Origin of the sequence: Pseudomonas sp. Colony2 (assembly GCF_019382755.1) — a bacterium.
In the GTDB taxonomy this organism is placed as follows: Bacteria; Pseudomonadota; Gammaproteobacteria; order Pseudomonadales; family Pseudomonadaceae; genus Aquipseudomonas.
Map to the genome: position 1 here is coordinate 2,887,908 of NZ_CP080030.1, position 15,840 is coordinate 2,903,747.

General features: G+C 62.5%; 19 protein-coding genes and 1 riboswitch. Of the genes, 6 read left to right on the plus strand and 13 right to left on the minus strand.

Going from position 1 to position 15,840, the window contains the following annotated elements:
- Nucleotides 1-23 precede the first annotated feature (23 nt).
- A complete protein-coding gene (locus JV201_RS11605; RefSeq protein WP_003220116.1) occupies nt 24-842 on the minus strand; it encodes an alpha/beta fold hydrolase in 819 nt (272 codons plus the stop codon).
- Between the two features lie 142 nt (nt 843-984).
- Between JV201_RS11605 and JV201_RS11610 the strand changes: the two genes are divergently transcribed.
- A complete protein-coding gene (locus JV201_RS11610) occupies nt 985-2,052 on the plus strand; it encodes an NAD(P)-dependent alcohol dehydrogenase (RefSeq protein WP_003220118.1) in 1,068 nt (355 codons plus the stop codon).
- Nucleotides 2,053-2,211: 159 nt separating this feature from the next.
- On the opposite strand, the gene mntP is transcribed toward JV201_RS11610, so the two are convergent.
- From mntP to JV201_RS11655, 9 genes are all read right to left on the minus strand, one after another.
- On the minus strand, nt 2,212-2,775 hold the full coding sequence (mntP, locus tag JV201_RS11615; protein ID WP_003220119.1) for a manganese efflux pump MntP: 564 nt from the start codon (nt 2,773-2,775) through the stop codon (nt 2,212-2,214).
- Between the two features lie 10 nt (nt 2,776-2,785).
- A riboswitch (yybP-ykoY riboswitch) is annotated at nt 2,786-2,952 on the minus strand.
- Nucleotides 2,953-2,993: 41 nt separating this feature from the next.
- Nucleotides 2,994-3,944, minus strand: coding sequence for an oligopeptide/dipeptide ABC transporter ATP-binding protein (locus JV201_RS11620; protein WP_003220120.1), 951 nt, complete (start codon nt 3,942-3,944; stop codon nt 2,994-2,996).
- The gene (locus tag JV201_RS11625) at nt 3,941-4,936 is read right to left on the minus strand and encodes an ABC transporter ATP-binding protein (protein ID WP_032898749.1); all 996 of its coding nucleotides are present in this window, start codon (nt 4,934-4,936) and stop codon (nt 3,941-3,943) included. The genes JV201_RS11620 and JV201_RS11625 overlap by 4 nt, the downstream gene beginning before the upstream one ends.
- A complete protein-coding gene (gene ddpC, locus JV201_RS11630) occupies nt 4,933-5,814 on the minus strand; it encodes a D,D-dipeptide ABC transporter permease (protein ID WP_032868129.1) in 882 nt (293 codons plus the stop codon). The genes JV201_RS11625 and ddpC overlap by 4 nt, the downstream gene beginning before the upstream one ends.
- Nucleotides 5,815-5,833: 19 nt before the next feature.
- Nucleotides 5,834-6,850 (minus strand): ABC transporter permease, encoded by a 1,017-nt coding sequence (locus JV201_RS11635; RefSeq protein WP_219406934.1) that lies wholly within the window; start codon nt 6,848-6,850, stop codon nt 5,834-5,836.
- A gap of 166 nt (nt 6,851-7,016) precedes the next feature.
- Nucleotides 7,017-8,567, minus strand: a complete 1,551-nt coding sequence (locus JV201_RS11640; RefSeq protein WP_008431417.1) for an ABC transporter substrate-binding protein — start codon at nt 8,565-8,567, stop codon at nt 7,017-7,019.
- 118 nt (nt 8,568-8,685) lie between these two features.
- Complete coding sequence (ddpX, locus tag JV201_RS11645; protein ID WP_087694901.1) at nt 8,686-9,228, minus strand: D-alanyl-D-alanine dipeptidase; 543 nt, start codon at nt 9,226-9,228, stop codon at nt 8,686-8,688.
- A 21-nt stretch (nt 9,229-9,249) separates the two neighbouring features.
- Nucleotides 9,250-10,104: a MurR/RpiR family transcriptional regulator gene (locus JV201_RS11650; protein ID WP_032898755.1), complete on the minus strand. Its 855-nt coding sequence runs from the start codon at nt 10,102-10,104 to the stop codon at nt 9,250-9,252.
- Between the two features lie 136 nt (nt 10,105-10,240).
- Complete coding sequence (locus JV201_RS11655; protein ID WP_003220133.1) at nt 10,241-10,552, minus strand: hypothetical protein; 312 nt, start codon at nt 10,550-10,552, stop codon at nt 10,241-10,243.
- A 162-nt stretch (nt 10,553-10,714) separates the two neighbouring features.
- On the opposite strand from JV201_RS11655, the gene JV201_RS11660 reads away from it, so the two are divergent.
- From JV201_RS11660 to JV201_RS11670, 3 genes are read left to right on the plus strand one after another with little or no spacing between them, the layout of a single operon-like run.
- Entirely contained in the window at nt 10,715-11,389 is a 675-nt protein-coding gene (locus JV201_RS11660) for a secretin and TonB N-terminal domain-containing protein (RefSeq protein WP_087694899.1), read from the plus strand.
- Complete coding sequence (locus JV201_RS11665) at nt 11,386-11,931, plus strand: RNA polymerase sigma factor (protein ID WP_008431413.1); 546 nt, start codon at nt 11,386-11,388, stop codon at nt 11,929-11,931. Before JV201_RS11660 ends, JV201_RS11665 begins: the two co-directional genes overlap by 4 nt.
- Before the next feature lie 38 nt (nt 11,932-11,969).
- Nucleotides 11,970-12,896, plus strand: coding sequence for a DUF4880 domain-containing protein (locus tag JV201_RS11670; RefSeq protein ID WP_219406935.1), 927 nt, complete (start codon nt 11,970-11,972; stop codon nt 12,894-12,896).
- 411 nt (nt 12,897-13,307) lie between these two features.
- Here the strand turns inward: JV201_RS11670 and JV201_RS11675 are convergent, their stop codons facing one another.
- Entirely contained in the window at nt 13,308-13,904 is a 597-nt protein-coding gene (locus JV201_RS11675; RefSeq protein WP_219406936.1) for a type II secretion system protein GspJ, read from the minus strand.
- On the minus strand, nt 13,897-14,349 hold the full coding sequence (gspH, locus tag JV201_RS11680; RefSeq protein WP_219406937.1) for a type II secretion system minor pseudopilin GspH: 453 nt from the start codon (nt 14,347-14,349) through the stop codon (nt 13,897-13,899). The genes JV201_RS11675 and gspH overlap by 8 nt, the downstream gene beginning before the upstream one ends.
- Before the next feature lie 85 nt (nt 14,350-14,434).
- On the opposite strand from gspH, the gene JV201_RS11685 reads away from it, so the two are divergent.
- A complete protein-coding gene (locus tag JV201_RS11685; RefSeq protein ID WP_219406938.1) occupies nt 14,435-14,866 on the plus strand; it encodes a type II secretion system protein N in 432 nt (143 codons plus the stop codon).
- Here JV201_RS11685 and gspI read toward each other — a convergent pair.
- Nucleotides 14,853-15,251 carry a type II secretion system minor pseudopilin GspI gene (gspI, locus tag JV201_RS11690; protein WP_003218663.1) on the minus strand — a complete coding sequence of 133 codons (399 nt, stop codon included), beginning with the start codon at nt 15,249-15,251 and terminating at the stop codon, nt 14,853-14,855. The two genes, JV201_RS11685 and gspI, sit on opposite strands and share 14 nt — an antisense overlap.
- Before the next feature lie 148 nt (nt 15,252-15,399).
- On the opposite strand from gspI, the gene gspG reads away from it, so the two are divergent.
- Nucleotides 15,400-15,837 carry a type II secretion system major pseudopilin GspG gene (gspG, locus tag JV201_RS11695; RefSeq protein ID WP_003218660.1) on the plus strand — a complete coding sequence of 146 codons (438 nt, stop codon included), beginning with the start codon at nt 15,400-15,402 and terminating at the stop codon, nt 15,835-15,837.
- The last annotated feature ends 3 nt before the right edge of the window (nt 15,838-15,840 follow it).

Genomic DNA, 15,840 nt, shown 5'->3' on the forward strand with positions numbered 1-15,840 from the left:
CGTCGCAGGAGAACGCAATCGGCTCAGCGTTGCAGGAAGGCCAGCAGATCTTCGTTCAAGGCTTGCTGGTGGGTCACCGCAAAACCATGGGGGGCATCCTTGTACACCTTCAACTGCGCGCCTTTGATCATCTGCGCGGCGACCTTGCCGGTAGTTTCGAACGGCACTATCTGGTCACCATCACCGTGGATAACCAGGGTCGGCACGTCGATCCTGGCCATGTCCGGGCGGAAGTCGGTTTCCGAGAACGCGGTGACGCAATCCACCGTCGCCTTGAGCGAGGCGAGCAGGGCGATGTTCAGTGTTTGAGTCAATACACCGCTGGAGACCTGTTGGCCCTTGTTGATGCCATAGAACGGCGTATTGAAGTCTGCCAGGAACTGCGCGCGATCCTTCAGCAACGCGGCCTTGAACCCGTCAAACGCTGCCATCTCGACACCTTGCGGGTAATCCGGCTTTTGCCCGAACAGCGGCGTCACCGCCCCCAGCAACACCAGCCCGGCCACGCGCGCGCTGCCATGGCGGGCGATATAGCGGCTGACATCGCCGCCGCCCATGGAGAAGCCCACCAGGGTCACGTCCTGCAGATCCAGATGGTTGATCAACTGGGCGATATCGTCGGCAAAGGTGTCGTAGTCGTTACCGGTCCAGGGCTGGTCCGAGCGGCCAAAACCACGGCGGTCGAACGCGATGGTGCGGTAGCCGCGGCTGCTCAGGTACTCCATCTGGTATTCCCACATATCGGCATCCAGCGGCCAGCCGTGGCTGAACAGCACCGGTTTGCCGGTGCCCCAGTCCTTGTAGTAGAGCTCGGTACCGTCTTGTGTGCGTAAGGTGCTCATGGCAAAACTCCTTGGGTGAGAGGGCAGCCAATACTATAGGCGCAGAATCTGACGAGGGACTTGTATGCCTGTGCTCGGTTGAACGGTTCAGCGTCTATGCTGGTCAACTGCTTTCTACCGTCTGAACAAACAGGTGAACGAAATGGCCAAGACTTACAGCTACGCCGCTCGTGACTCCAAGGATTCGCTCAAACCCTTCACGTTCGAACGTCGCGCCCCCGGGGCCGATGATGTGCAGATCGACATCCTCTATTGCGGCGTCTGCCACTCGGACCTGCACACCGTACGCAACGAATGGAAAAACACCCTGTACCCGTCGGTACCGGGCCATGAAATCGTTGGCCGAGTGACCGCCGTGGGCGCCAATGTCAGCAAGTTCAAGGTGGGCGATTTGGCCGGTGTCGGCTGCATGGTCGACAGCTGCCAGCACTGCGAATCCTGCGCCGAGGGCGAGGAGCAGTATTGCGAAAACGGCTTCACCGGCACCTACAACGGTCCGGCTTTTGGCGGCGAAAACACCTTCGGCGGCTACTCGGACAATATCGTGGTCAAGGAGAAGTTCGTCCTGCGCATCTCTCACGACGAGAGCAACCTGGCGGCGGTCGCGCCGCTGCTGTGTGCAGGCATCACCACCTACTCACCGCTGCACCACTGGAACGTCGGGCCGGGCAAGCGCGTCGGCGTTGTCGGCCTCGGTGGCCTGGGCCATATGGCGGTGAAAATCGCTCATGCCATGGGCGCCTACGTGGTGCTGTTCACCACCTCGCCGAACAAGCGCGAAGACGGCCTGCGCCTGGGGGCCGATGAAGTGGTGGTGTCGAAGAACGCGGACGAAATGGCCAAGGTTGCCAACTCCCTGGACTTCATCCTCAACACCGTGGCCGCGTCCCACAATCTCGACGCCTTCCTCAACCTGCTCAAGCGCGACGGCACCATGACCCTGGTGGGCGCCCCGGATAGCCCGCACCCGTCACCGACCGTGTTCAACCTGATCTTCAAGCGTCGCAGCCTGGCCGGGTCGTTGATCGGTGGCATCCAGGAAACTCAGGACATGCTGGATTTCTGCGCCAGGCACGGGATTGTCTCGGACATCGAGATGATCGACATCCAGGGCATCAATGACGCCTACGAGCGCATGCTCAAGGGCGATGTGAAGTATCGGTTCGTGATCGACATCGAGAGCCTGAAGAAAGAAAAACACGCGGCCTGATTGATCGCTGCAGATCCCTGTAGGAGCGGGCTTGTGTGGGAGCGGGCTTGCTCGCGAAGGCGGTGTGTCAGTCGCTCAATAGGCTGGCTGAACCACCGCTTTCGCGAGCAAGCCCGCTCCCACCCAAGCCCGCTCCCACATTTTGATCTTCGCCGGTTTCTAGGCCGACAGGTGCTCATACAAAATCGTCGCACCCACCAGCATCAACACCACGCCGCCAACCATCTCGGCGCGCTTGCCGACCACAGTCCCCAACACCCGGCCAAGCATCATGCCGATGGTTACCATGGTCATCGTCGCCAAGCCGATCGCCGCAGCGGCCACCAGGATATTCACGTCGACAAACGCCAGGCCTACGCCCACCGCCAGGGCATCAATGCTGGTAGCAAACGCGGTCACGGCAAGAATCATGAACGAGTGCTGGCTCGGTTTCTCTTCCTCTGGATCATCGGCCTTCAAGCCGTTGTAGATCATGTGCAGGCCCAGGGCTACCAGCAGGGTAAAGGCGATCCAGTGGTCCCACTGTTCCACCCAGCGAGTGGCGGCCTGGCCGATGGCCCAGCCGATAATCGGCGTGATCGCTTCGATCACACCAAAGATCAGCCCGGCCCGCAGGGCTTCGGTCAAGCGTGGTTTGTGCAGGCTGGAACCTTTGCCAATGGCCGCCGCAAAGGCGTCCGTGGACATGGCAAGGGCGAGAAGAATCAGGGAAATGGGGTTCACGGTAAGGCTTCCAGTCGGGCTGTATGAGTCAACGACACAACCACACGCCCGACTTTAGGCATGGATGTGTCGCTGGTCTCACCAACCAAAATGGTGTTCGCACCACGGCATGTTGCCGAGAATGTTGATACGAACGCTTCGAGAATCCGAAGCAGGCTACTCCCCAACGAGGTGGCGGATCATAGCCGCGCAATCATGAAAATTTCGTTAAGGACGCCTCACGGATGTTCCAGGTGACACCGCACCTGCTGACTCATCCCACCCGTCAACCGCTGCGGCCGCTCACAGCCTTGTGTACGCCTCGGGCAGCGGTCGAGAAAGAAACACCCACCCGGCAACACCCGGTTCCCCGGCAGCTCTGTCGGTGCACTGACATACGCGTCGTCCAGCGCCACCCCCAGCTTGGGCACCGCCTCCAGCAACAGCTGGGTGTACGGATGCTTCGGCTGCTCCAGCACTTGCTCGGCACACCCCAGTTCCACGATCTGCCCCAGGTACATCACCGCCACCCGGTCGGCCATGTGCCGCACCACCGAAACGTTGTGGGAGATCAGGATGTACGTCAGCCCCAGCCGCCGTTGCAGCTCGGCCAGCAGGTTGAGGATTTGCGCCTGCACCGAGATATCCAGGGCCGAGGTCGGCTCGTCCAGCACCAGGATGCTCGGGTTGGACGCCAGCGCGCGGGCGATGGCGATGCGTTGGCGCTGGCCACCGGAAAACTGGTGCGGGTAACGGTCCAGGTATTCAGCGCGAATGCCTACCTGCGCGGCGACCTTGGCGGCGATGGTGCGCATTTCACTCTTGGGCGTGTCGCCTAGGGCGAACAGCGGCTCGGTAATGATTTTCCAGATGGGCAGGCGCGGGTCGAGGGACGATTGCGGGTCCTGGAATACGATCTGCACATGCCGGTGGCGCTCCCGGGCACTTTCGTAGACCCAGTCCACTTCACCGTCGCTGGGCTTGACCAGGCCCATCAGCAACTGGGCGAGGGTGCTTTTACCGCAGCCGGACTCGCCGACAATCCCCAGGGTTTCCCCACGGCGCACCTGCAAGTCGATGCCGTTGAGGGCGTGGGCATAACCGCGCGGGCGGCCCAGCCAGTCGGTTTTTACCGGGAACTTGACCCGTACATCCCGCAAAGCCAGCAGTGAATCTTGAGACACGGTCATTGCACCGACTCCCCGGCAGTCAGCCAGCACGCACTTTTGCGGGTGCCGGCAGGGTTGATCAGGTCCAGGCGCGGGCGCTCGATGCATTGGCTCATGGCCTGGGGGCAGCGTTCGCGAAAGGTGCAGCCTGAGGGCAGGGCGGCAAGGTTGGGCACCTGGCCGGGGATGGTCAGCAGGTCGTCGCCGGGTTTCACCTGCTCCGGCAAGCCGCTGAGTAACCCTTGGGTGTAGGGGTGGCGCGGGTCGCTCATCACCTGGGCGGTGGGGCCTTCTTCCACCACGGCGCCGGTGTACATCACATACACCCGGTCGCAGAACTGCGAGACCACAGCCATGTCGTGGGTGATCAGCAGGATCGCGGTGCCGCGTTCCCGGGCTTTTTCCCGCAGCAGCAACAGCACCTGGCGTTGCACGGTGACGTCGAGGGCAGTGGTGGGTTCATCGGCGATCAGCAACTGAGGGTCGCAGGAAAACGCCAAGGCGATCATCACCCGCTGGCGCATGCCGCCGGAGAGTTCGAAGGGGTAGCTGTCGAGCACTTGCTCGGGGTCGGCGATGTGCATGTCCCGCAGCAGGGCGATGGCCTTGGCACGGGCGGCGGCCTTGCTCAGGCGCTGGTGGTGGATGATCACATCGAGCATCTGCCGGCCAATGCGCCGGGTCGGGTTCAGCGCGGTCATCGGCTCCTGGAAGATCATCGCCGCGTCACGCCCGCGGATCTGCAGCAGCTCCTTCTCGCTGGCACCGAGCATGTCGCGGCCGAGCATCTGCAAGCTGCCGGCGGTGATCCGGTAACTGCGCTCCGGCAGCAGGCGCAGGCTGAGCATCGCGGTCACGGATTTGCCGGAGCCGGATTCTCCCACTACGCCGACGACTTCGCCGGGGTTGACGTGCAACGACACGCCGTTGAGTGCCTGGACGTTGTTGCGGTAAGCCGGGAATTCCAGGCTCAGGTTGTCGATGGCAAGCACTGCCGGACTGGACATGGTCATTTCCCCTGTTGCCGTGGGTCGAGCAGGTCACGAACACCGTCACCCAGCAGGTTGAAGCCGGTCGCGGTGACCAGGATCGCCAGCCCCGGAAAGGTCGAGTACCACCAGTTGTCGAGAATGAAATTGCGCCCGGTGGCAACCATCGCACCCCATTCGGCGGTGGGCTGCTGTGCCCCCAGGCCGATGAAACCCAGGGCCGAGGCCATCAGGATCGCGCTGCCGATGTCCAGGCTCAGTTGCACCAGCAACGGCGGCATCGCATTGCGGCCTACGTGCCACGACACGATGTGCCAGCGCCCGGCGCCGAAGGTCTGGGATGCCTTGACGTAGCCCATCTGCCGAATGCTCAGGGCCTGGCCCCGGGCCAGGCGCACGTAGAACGGGATGCGCACCACGGTGATTGCCAGCATCGCATTGAACAGGCTCGGGCCCAGTGCGGCGGCCAGGGCCATGATCAGCACCAGGGACGGCACCGACAGCATGATGTCCATCAGGCGCATGATCAGGCTGTCGAAACGCCCGCCGATGATCCCCGACAGGCAGCCCAGCAGCCCGCCCACCAGGCAGGACGAAAACGCCACGAACAGGCCCACGCCCACCGACTGGCGGCTGCCGTACAGCACCCGGCTGAACAGGTCGCGGCCGACTTCATCGGTGCCGAACCAATGTTCGGCGGAGGGCTCGGCCAGGCGTTGCGCCAGGTTCAAGGCATTGGGGTCATGGCTCGCCAACCAGGGCGCGAAGGCCATGCAGATCAGCACGATCAAGGTGATGGTCAGGCCGGCGATGGTCAGCGGGCTGCGGCGTATTTGATAGCCCAGGTACTCCATTCGCGCACGCCAGGTGGGGCGCTGTTCCAGGGGCACCGGTACGGGCATGGTCAGGGGAGCGGTCATTTCAATTCACCTCGCCGATGCGCGGGTCGACCACCCGGTAGAGCAGGTCGATCAGCATGTTCAGCAGTACATAAATAAACGACACCAGGATCGCGAAGCCCATCACCGCCGGGAAATCCAGGGACTGGATCGACTTCACCACATAGGCACCCATGCCCGGCCAGGCGAACACGGTTTCGGTCAGCACCGCGCCGTACAGCAGGTCGCCGAGGGTCAGGCCGAGCACGGTGATCGACGGGATCAGCGCGTTGGGCAAGGCGTGGCGCAGGATCACCGCCCAGCGCGACAGGCCGTAGGCGCGGGCGGTACGGATGTAGTCCTCGCCCAACTGGTCGAGCATCGCCGAACGAATCTGCCGGGCGACTACGCCGAGGTTGACGAAACCCAGGGTGACGGCGGGCAGGATCAGGTGTTCCAGGGCATTAAGGAACAGTGGGATATCGCCGGCCAGCAGCGAGTCGATCAGGTAGAACCCGGTGATGGTGCGCGGTGGTTCGAGGCCTTCATCCAGCCGCCCGCTGCCGGGCAGCCAGCCGAGCTGGCCGTAGAACAACACGATCAGGCCCAGGCCGAGCCAGAAGGCCGGCGTGGAAATGCCGGTAACCGCCAGCGTTCGGGCGATCTGGTCGATGGCGCGGTTGTGATACACCGCTGACAGCACCCCCAGCGGTACGCCCACCAGTACCGAGAGCAGCAGGGCGGTGACCGCCAGTTCGAGGGTCGCGGGGAAGAACGCTTTCAGGTCTTCCAGCACCGGGCGGCTGGTGCGGATCGAGGTGCCGAGGTCGCCGTGCAGCAGGTCGCTCATGTAGCGGCCGTATTGCTGGTACAGCGGCAGGTCGAGGCCCAGTTGATGGCGGATGTTCTCGACAATGGCGTCGCTGGCCCGGTCGCCGGCAATCAGGCGCGCCGGGTCACCCGGGATCAGGTGGGAGATGCAAAAGGTAATCAGCGAAACGCCGACGACGACCAGGATCAGGCCGAACAGGCGTTTGCGCAACATATTCAGGAAGGCCATGAGGGCTCCTCGGTAACGCGAGACATTTGGATCAGGATACAGCCTGGAAAACACAGCAGGTCCAGTGTGGGAGCGGGCTTGCTCGCGAATACGGTGGGTCAGTCATACATCGGGTAACTGATACACCGCTTTCGCGAGCAAGCCCGCTCCCACATTTGATCGCGTGTTACTTACTGATCTCAGCCACGTTGAACACCTGCTCCAGCATCGGATGGAACACATAACCCTTCACCGAATCACGCATCGGCAGGGTGTAGTTCTTCTGATAGAGGTAGGCGTATACGCTGTCCTTGAGCACGATCTTCTGGGCTTCCTGATACAGCTCGGTGCGCTTGGCCGTGTCGTTGTTGGCCGCCGCATCACGAATCAGCTTGTCCACCACCGGGTTGCTGTAGAACGAACGATTGCCCGGCAGGCCTTGCAGGGAGGAGTCGAACCAGAAGTTCATGTACATGTAGGGGTCGGAGAAGTCCGGTGCCCACGAGCCGATGGACACGTCGAAGTCACCCTTGCCCAGGCGCTCGCGCATGGTGGCGTTGGCCAGTTTTTCCATCTTCAGGTTGATCCCCAGCGGCGCCAGGCTGGCTTGCAGGGTCAGGCCGATGGATTCCCAGTCCGGGTCCTTGTCGGAGTACATGTAGTTCAGGTTGGTGATTTTTTCCGGGAGTTTCTTCAGGTTCGCGCCCGCGCTGTCCAGGTCCTGTTTCATCAAGGGCAGGCTCGGGTCATTGGCCCACATGCCGGCGGGAATCGGCCCGTTCATCAACTTGGCCTGGCCCTTGAGGATGCCGTCGACAATGCCTTTGTAGTCCACCGCATCAACGATCGCCTGGCGCGCATTCTGGTTGTTCAGCGGGGCTTTCTGGTTGTTCAGGTACAGGTAGGTCACCCGCAGCGACGGGAACTCCTTGATCACCACGTCTTTCTTTTTGGCCAGGTTGGTGAGCTGGTCCTGGGGCATGTCTTCGGCGATGTCCAGGTCGCCGCGTTCCAGTTGCAGGCGGCGTACCGAGGCTTCGCTGATGATCTTGATCACCACCTTGTTCAGCGCGGGCTTGGTGCCGGCGTAGTAGGTGTTGGGTTCCAGGGTCAGGCTCTGGCCTTTCTGCCAGTTGCTCAGGCGAAAGGCGCCGGAGCCGGCGGTGTGGGTGGAGAGGTAGGCGTTGACGTCGCCCTGTTTCACCACGTCCGGGTTGATGATGCCGGCGCCGTTGTGGGCGAGGGTGTAGAGGAAGGGCGCGTAGGGCTTGGCCAGGGTGAAGCGCACGGTGAGCGGGTCGACCACGGTGACTTTCATGTCATCCGGGAACGCACCCGACGGGCCTTGCTTGAGCTGCATCACGCGGTCGAAGGAGAACTTCACCGCATTGGCGTCGACCTCGGCGCCGTCATCGAACTTGTTGCCGGGCTTGAGTTTGAAGTCCCACACCAGACCGTCGGCCGAGGTGGTCCAGCTGTCGGCCAGGTCGCCCTTGACCTCGGTGCTGCCCTTGCCGTTTTCGACTTTGTAGGCCACCAGCTTCTGGTACGCCGGGTACGTCACCGCCCAATCGTTGTTGTCGATGGTCACGGCCGGGTCGAGGGTTTGCGGGTCGGCGGCCTTGCCGATCATCAGGGTGTCTTTGGGCGCCGCGGCACTTGCCGATTGCCACGCGCCCAGGCTCAGGGCGGCGCACAGCAGGGAGAGTGCGAGGGTCTTGCGGTTGCTTGGGGTCATGCCGGTTTCCTTGATTATTTAGAGGAAAAAGCGGGTTGGTTTATTTTTATGAAATCTATAACCGGGCAGTTGGAGCTAAAGGGTGCTGCTCATTATTGTGATGGTACGGTCCTTGTGATCAGTGTGACTCCTCAATTAGTGGGAAAAGTTCGGCATCCGGCAATTCGTAATGCCACCACTCGGTGGCAATCGCCTTGAAGCCGGCGCCAAGCATGATGCCCAGCAACAGCAGGCGGTTGCGCTGCACCTGCGGCGGCAGGTCGGGGTAGAACTGGTGGGACTTGGGCTCCATGGCATCAAACGCCGTGCCCATGTCCAGGGGTGTGCCGTGTTCATCAATCAGTGTCAGGTCGACGGCCACGCCGCGGGTGTGGTGCGAGCCCAGGCGTGGGTCGCGCACGTAGTCCGGGTTGGGCAGGGCCTGCCACAACAGTTGCTGGGCGTAGGCAGGGCGATAGGCGTCGTAGATCAGCAACGTCATGCCGGCCTGGCGTGCCAACAGGCTCGCCTTGCGCAGGCAGGCCGCCGCTTCGGCGTGCAGCAGGCAGCGGGCATTGCGGTAGATCACGGTGCCTGCCAGGTTGTCGGCACTGGCGTAGATCAGGTCGACCTGTACCGGGTATTCCGGTGGGGCGATTTCTACCAATGGGCTGGTTTTCACTCAAAGATTTCCTTTCCAGGGTCAGGATTCGAACTGGCCGAAGGCCTGTTGCAGGGCGCGGTTTTTTGCCAGGCGTGCATCCAGTCGCTCGCCGTAGCGGTCAGCGACGGCAGACACCATCAGGTTGAACAGGCACGTCAGGGGCGCCATGGAGTCCCAGAACTGGCCGACATCGGTTTTCAGTTGCAGCAGGTCCAGGTCGTAGTCCCGGGCCCAGGGGCATTGCAAGTCAGTGATCAGCGCCAAGGGTAGACCCTGGGCGTTCGCGGTCTCGCAGAACGTGGGCGTGATGCTGGAATAGGCGCGGAAATCCGCTGTGATGGCGTAGGGTTTTTCAAAGCCGGAGTTCAGGGTCTCGGCGTAGATCCCCGACAGGCCATCGACGTAATAGACCTTGGGACGGATGTATTCCAGGTGGCTGTGGAACGCATTGAGGATGCCCCGGGTGGACTGGATACCGAGGATGAACACGGCGTCTGCATCCACGATGTGCTGCACGATGTCGGCGAAACCCTGGCTGCGGGCCAGGCCGTACACATGCTGGATGGCTTCGATCTCGCGGTTGAGGGAACGGTCGAGGGCGTCTTCCTGATCGTTCTCCTGGCGAAACGCACCCAGGCGGTCGGTGATCAGCCAGGAGGCTTGCGGGTCGCCGCGCAGGCCTTGCTTGACGTCATCGAGGTTGCGATAACCCAGGGTTCGCAAGAAACGCCCCACTGAAATCCCTGTGGTGCCGGCTTGCTGGGCGATGCTGTCGGCGGTTTCGAACGGCAGCTGTTGCAGGTTGCCCAGCAGGTAGGTCGCGATGCGCTTGCCGGTGGGCGTCAGCGTCGGGAACTGCTGTTCCAGCGTGCGCTGGAAGCTGTTTTTATCCATGACGTTTTCGCGCAGGCCGGTCATTGATGTTACTCATGTTTCATGATTTTGATGTCTGTTAGAAACATAACATCGGCAATCGCGATAACACAATGGCTTTTTTTGCACTGGGCGGGCAGGGGGGGACAAGCGGCGATCAAGGCCGCTGGGGTTTCACCGAAGTACCGAACGTATTGCCCATGCGCACACTGGTCGCTGCGGGTGTAGAGAGCCCGATCTGGTTCGGCTTGCGTTTGTCGATGGGCACCTGTTGCGCTTGCTGGTTCTTTTGCGTGGCCTTGGCGGCGTCCGGGTTGTTGCCCATCTGCTGGCTCAGGCAGCCATAGTCCGGTGCCTTGTAGCCATCCACGTTGACCTCGGTGCAGCCATTCGGCGTTCCTTCGGCGTGGGCCATCAGTGGCAGGGCAGCACACAGCAACAGGCTGGCGAGGGTCGGGAACAGGTTCATCGGTGCCTCCTGGCGAGCCCTGGGAAATGGGCCGGTATGGCTCAAAAGTGTAGTGCAGCGGGCTGCCCGTCACCGTGATGTTTTTTTTGCTGGCACCGTAACATCAGGTTCATAAACTGGCCTCAGGATGACGGTTTTGTAGGCTATGTCGGACGTGTTGCGATGCTGAGCAGGGGGGCTTGGAGGCGCGCGGGCTGCTGCCTGGCTCTGCTGTTGGGGCTGGCGCAGACCGTGCGCGCCGAAGTGACCCTGGACCTGCCCGCGCAGAACCTGGATAGCGCCCTGCAGGCGTTCAGCCATGCCACCGGCATGGCGGTGCTGGTGGACCGCGAGTTGACCCGGGGCCGGCGCTCCATCGGCGTGCATGGCCGCTACAGTGCGCAGCAAGCCCTGGGCCTGCTGCTGACAGGGAGTGGCCTGATGGCGCGTTATGCCCGCAGCGATGCGTTCACCCTGCAAGTCCCCGAGGTCAGCCAGCCGGCCACGACGCGGGGGCTGAAGGCAGGGCATGCAGCACGGATCAACAACAGCTATGCCGCGGCCTTGCAGCAGGCGATCGAACGCAGTTTGTGCCGTTCGCCGCTGACCCGCCCCGGCAGTTTCCGGGCGCTGGTGCAGGTGTGGGTCAACGGTGACGGGGTGATCGAACACAGCCGGCTGGTCAGCTCCACCGGTGACCTGCAGCGTGACGAAGCGCTGGTACGCGGCCTGGGCGCCACCCGGGTCGAACGCCCTGCGCCCAGTTCGCTGCGCTTGCCGGTGACCTTACTTTTGATGCCCGATTCAACAGGAACACGCATGGAATGCACAGCAGGGGAAGGAGTTTCCGGGGCATGAAAGACACCGGCCACAGCATGATGGTCAGCCTGTTCCTGGCGTCCTACGAGGACTTCAAGGTACGCCTGCGCAAGCGCCTCGGGTCCGAGGACCTGGCCAACGACGTGCTGCACGAAACCTACCTGCGGGTCGACCGCATGGACATGCCGCCGAACCTGGCGCAACCCAATGCCTACCTGTATCGAATGGCGCTGAACATCGCCGCTGACCGACGCCAGGCGGATGCGCGACTGTTGACCGGCAGCGAAGTCGAAGAGCTGCTGCAAACCGTCGATGAAGCCCAGGACCCGTCGCGGGTGGTGGGTGGCCAGCGGGAAATCCAGTCTTTGCTCAAGGCCCTCTACGAACTGCCGGCGCGGCGGCGCCAGATCCTTATCGCTGCACGTCTGGAAGAGGCGCCACACCTGGAAATCTCCAGGCGTTTCGGGATTTCCACGCGCATGGTCGAAAAGGAAATCAAGGCGGGGCTGGGCCACTGTGCGCAGCGCCTTGAAAGAAAAGTGATCCAGCGGTTCGGTCCCGGGGCCGGAAAACCGTCTTAGTGATTGAGTCCCTGATAATCCGTTGAGTACCTGCGCGCTTGAACATTTTTAACCTTTCCGCTGCCCGTGCTGCGCCCGATAGCCCCCTGCACGATGAAGCGCGTGACTGGCTGGTGCTGCTGACTTCGGGCCGGGCCACCGTTGCCGATGCCAAGGCGTTGCGCCAGTGGTGCGCCCAGAGCCCGGAGCATGCCCGGGCGTTCGAGCAGGCCAAGGTGTTGTGGCAGCAATTGGCTCCCGCCGCCGAGCAGTTTTCCCGGCCGCGGCATTTTGGGCGGCGGGCGTTTTTGGGCGGGGCGATTGCGGCGTCGGCGGCGGTGTGGATGGTGCGGGTGACGGTGCCGGGTGGGTTTGCCGGGTTGACGGCGGATTACCGCACCGAGGTCGGGGAGCAGCGGCGGGTGGAGTTGGGTGATGGGGTTCGGCTGGAGCTCAATACGCAGACGCGGATCAGCCGGCGTGAGGGTGGGATTGAGTTGTTGGAGGGGGAGGTCGAGGTGCTGGCCGATGCTGCGATGCCGCTTCAGGTTCAGGCGGGTGGAGGGTGGTTGAGTGCGGCTCGGGCGCGGTTCAATGTGCGCAATACGGATCACAGTGTGTGTGTGACGTGTATTGATGGGGCGCTGTTGGTGGGTGTGGGGGGGCGTACGGTTCGGCTTGAGGGTGGGCGGCAGCTGACTTATGACGCCAGCGGTGTGGGTGAGCCGGTGGCGGTGGACGTGCAGGCTGTGGTGGCTTGGCGGGAGCAGGTGCTGGTGTTTGATAATGCGACGCTGGCGACGGTGGTGGATGAGATCAATCGCTATCGGCCGGGGATGTTGCTGCTGATGAATGCGCAGTTGGGCAAGCGGCGGGTGCAGGCGCGGTTTAGTCTGCATCAGTTGGCGGGGGTGGCGCTTTTGATTCGCGATGCGTATGGGGCCAAGTGTACGGAGTTGCCTGGCGGTGTTGTTTTGTTGAGTTAGATCGGTGTGCATATCCGTTATTTAGGTAACGGCTGCTTCAAAATCAAAAGCACAGCGGCCTCCCGGCCGGCTTGAGTGTTAAAAGCAAAGGCAAAGACCAGAGCGAAAACAGATCTGCTTTTCTGTGGGAGCGGGCTTGCTCGCGAAAAACCTGAGAGCGCCGCGTTCATCCAGAATGCCCGCGTCATCGTTAACGACCTTCGCGAGCAAGCCCGCTCCCACATTTGGACCGTGCCCGCTTTAGCTTTTGATTTTGCTCTTCAACACTCAAGCCTAGGCGAGGAGCCGAGTGGTGGGGCAAGAGCGTTTTGCTTACTTTTGACTGGGCCGGCATTCCGGCTTTTCGAAAGTGAGCGGAGCCCATATCAGCCATAACAAAAATAACGGATATGTACACCACCCCAAAAAGCCCTACCGCAAGGGCCCCAAAACCTGCCGATACCGCTCCACCCACTGGCCCGTCTCCCGCACCAGAACCACCTCGATCCCCAGCGGTTCATCCTGCCGATTCCCACTCAACTGCCGCCACCCCTTGTCCCAAACCCGCACCTGCAAATCCCTGACCTGCCCAAGCACCGCCACCGCATCCCGGGGCGCCGGCAGCGGATACCGATCCCGCGCCGGTGCAGCTGCCCGGTACAGCGTGTCGCCCTTGAGCCACCACCGCACCCGCTGCAACCCATCCCCTGGAATCGGAGCCGTACGGATCACCTCCAGCCGAAACCCCTTGCTGTCCGAACTCCTCACCGACACCGCCGCCAACCCGCCAGGCTTCGGCGCGTCTTCGCCAATCGGCGGCCCCAACTCAACCCCCGCGCGCAAGCTCACATCCAGCTGCATCTGGTTCAGCGCCCGCAACAACACCTCAGTCTGCTCACTGCTGGCCTGCAAATGCTGATCAGCCCGGGTCACACTGTCCAACCCGCGCCAGGCAATCACACTGACCACCGCCATCAACATGATCGCCACCATCACCTCGATCAGCGTAAAACCCTTCTGGTCACTCATGACTCGCCACCCGCAACAACCCCGCCGCATCCCGTTGCAGGCTCAGGCTGTATTGCCCATCCGACAGCACCACCCGCACCGGCGGGTTCACCCATTCAGCATCCAGCACCAATGTTTTCCCAGGCTCGATGCGCACCTGCATCGGCGCACTGTCCCAGGCCCGCGGACGCAGTTGCTGATCGCCGCTGAAGTTCTCCACTCCCAGCCCATCATCGGTAACGCGGCTGAAGCGAAATCCCTTGGCATCGGCTTTCCAGGTAATCGCCCGGCCATCGGCACGCGCCTCGGCCTGGGCCACCTGCAGCAATTGGCTCAAGCGTTCCGCGTCCTTGCGCAGCAGGTGCAGCGGATCAGGCTTGATGCTCAGGCTGATGGCCGCACTGGCGATGCCGATGATCACCAGCACCACCATCAACTCGATCAACGTGAAGCCCTGCTGTTTCATTTTTTGCTCCCTGATCAACCGCTGAAATAAAAAGGTGTGAATTGCCCTGTAGCCTGAGGCGACGGACAAACAGGAGGTCCCGCCCATGGCATTCATCCATCGTTTTTCACCCGCCCATGGCGCCCAGGCCTTGGCGTTGCTGGCGGCGCTGGCAGGGGTTGCGACCTGGACGCCACTGTTGCTCACGTCGGCCGAGTCCCACACCCCGCAGGACGCGCCCCAGGCGTTGGCGGCCCGCAGCGACAACCCCGCCGCGCAATGGTTTTCCAATATCCCGGCGGTGATGCAGATCAAGGTCTCCGGGGTGCTTGCCGGGGCGCGTGGGGCGGTGGCGATCCTCAGTCTCAACGACGGCCCGCCCCGCAGCTTTTTGTTGGGTGAACGCCTGAGCCCCGGCGTGCGGCTGACGGCCATTGAAGGCGATAGCGTGGAGATCGAGCGCGGCGCGGAAAAAATCCGCGTGCCCCTCGACAAGTTGCCCGACGGGCCAGCCTTGCCAAGCCTCATTCGGCAGTAACCGGGCGCTTCACCGGCGGGCGCCCCAGCAGTGTCTCCAGGCGTGCCAGGGGGGGCGCTTCCCGGGTGGCGTCCAGCACCTGCACGCTGACCTGGAACAGGCGCCCATCCGGCCCGTTGCTGATGGTCTGTTCGCAACGCAGTTTCAGCCGGCCCTGGTCGCAGTCGAACGTCTTGCGCCCGGTGCTCACCCGACCTTCCAGGCGCAGTTCCGCCATCCGCCCCTGGGCTGCCAGCAGCGCCATCGACTTGTCCCGCAGCAGGCCGTTGCTGGTGGTCATCAGCCCGGCCACGCGTACCGTCGCCGCCATGGCCACGGCGATGATCGCCAGTGCCACCAACACTTCAATCAGGGTGAAACCTTGCTCGTTGCGGGGCCCGCCCATGGCGTACTCAAAACCGGGAAACAGGCCCGCAGACTAGCCCCGGGAGTTGACCGATTGGCGACCAAAGCTCCCGAGGATTTTCAACATGACTGACATGTGTTCTTGCAACACTGCGCCACGAAATGCACTCAAGCCAAGGAATGTCGACATGGATATCGCACACTTCACGTCAGCGCGCAGGCAGCGCGGTTTCACCCTGATCGAGATCATGGTGGTCGTGGTGATCCTGGGGATTCTGGCGGCGCTGGTGGTGCCCAAGGTGCTCGACCGCCCCGACCAGGCGCGGGCCACAGCGGCCCGGCAGGACATTGGCGGGCTGATGCAGGCCCTGAAACTCTACCGCCTCGACCACGGCTCGTATCCCAGCATGAACCAGGGCTTGAAGGTGCTGGTGGAACGCCCGGCCGATGCGAAAAACAGCAACTGGCGCGCCTACCTCGAACGCTTGCCCAACGACCCGTGGGGCAACCCGTATCACTACCTCAACCCAGGGGCCAACGGTGAAGTGGATGTGTTCTCCCTCGGCGCCGACGGGAAACCTGATGGTGACGGCGTGAACGCCGATATCGGCTCCTGGCAGTTGTAAGGC

Bases quoted from the DNA above. Each gene is read 5' to 3' on its own strand.
- JV201_RS11605 (WP_003220116.1), bottom strand. From the start codon at position 842: ATGAGCACCTTACGCACACAAGACGGTACCGAGCTCTACTACAAGGAC.
- JV201_RS11610 (WP_003220118.1), top strand. From the start codon at position 985: ATGGCCAAGACTTACAGCTACGCCGCTCGTGACTCCAAGGATTCGCTC.
- JV201_RS11620 (WP_003220120.1), bottom strand. From the start codon at position 3,944: ATGACCGTGTCTCAAGATTCACTGCTGGCTTTGCGGGATGTACGGGTC.
- JV201_RS11625 (WP_032898749.1), bottom strand. From the start codon at position 4,936: ATGACCATGTCCAGTCCGGCAGTGCTTGCCATCGACAACCTGAGCCTG.
- ddpC (WP_032868129.1), bottom strand. From the start codon at position 5,814: ATGCCCGTACCGGTGCCCCTGGAACAGCGCCCCACCTGGCGTGCGCGA.
- JV201_RS11635 (WP_219406934.1), bottom strand. From the start codon at position 6,850: ATGGCCTTCCTGAATATGTTGCGCAAACGCCTGTTCGGCCTGATCCTG.
- JV201_RS11640 (WP_008431417.1), bottom strand. From the start codon at position 8,567: ATGACCCCAAGCAACCGCAAGACCCTCGCACTCTCCCTGCTGTGCGCC.
- JV201_RS11650 (WP_032898755.1), bottom strand. From the start codon at position 10,104: ATGGATAAAAACAGCTTCCAGCGCACGCTGGAACAGCAGTTCCCGACG.
- JV201_RS11655 (WP_003220133.1), bottom strand. From the start codon at position 10,552: ATGAACCTGTTCCCGACCCTCGCCAGCCTGTTGCTGTGTGCTGCCCTG.
- JV201_RS11660 (WP_087694899.1), top strand. From the start codon at position 10,715: ATGCTGAGCAGGGGGGCTTGGAGGCGCGCGGGCTGCTGCCTGGCTCTG.
- JV201_RS11665 (WP_008431413.1), top strand. From the start codon at position 11,386: ATGAAAGACACCGGCCACAGCATGATGGTCAGCCTGTTCCTGGCGTCC.
- JV201_RS11675 (WP_219406936.1), bottom strand. From the start codon at position 13,904: ATGAGTGACCAGAAGGGTTTTACGCTGATCGAGGTGATGGTGGCGATC.
- gspH (WP_219406937.1), bottom strand. From the start codon at position 14,349: ATGAAACAGCAGGGCTTCACGTTGATCGAGTTGATGGTGGTGCTGGTG.
- JV201_RS11685 (WP_219406938.1), top strand. From the start codon at position 14,435: ATGGCATTCATCCATCGTTTTTCACCCGCCCATGGCGCCCAGGCCTTG.
- gspI (WP_003218663.1), bottom strand. From the start codon at position 15,251: ATGGGCGGGCCCCGCAACGAGCAAGGTTTCACCCTGATTGAAGTGTTG.
- gspG (WP_003218660.1), top strand. From the start codon at position 15,400: ATGGATATCGCACACTTCACGTCAGCGCGCAGGCAGCGCGGTTTCACC.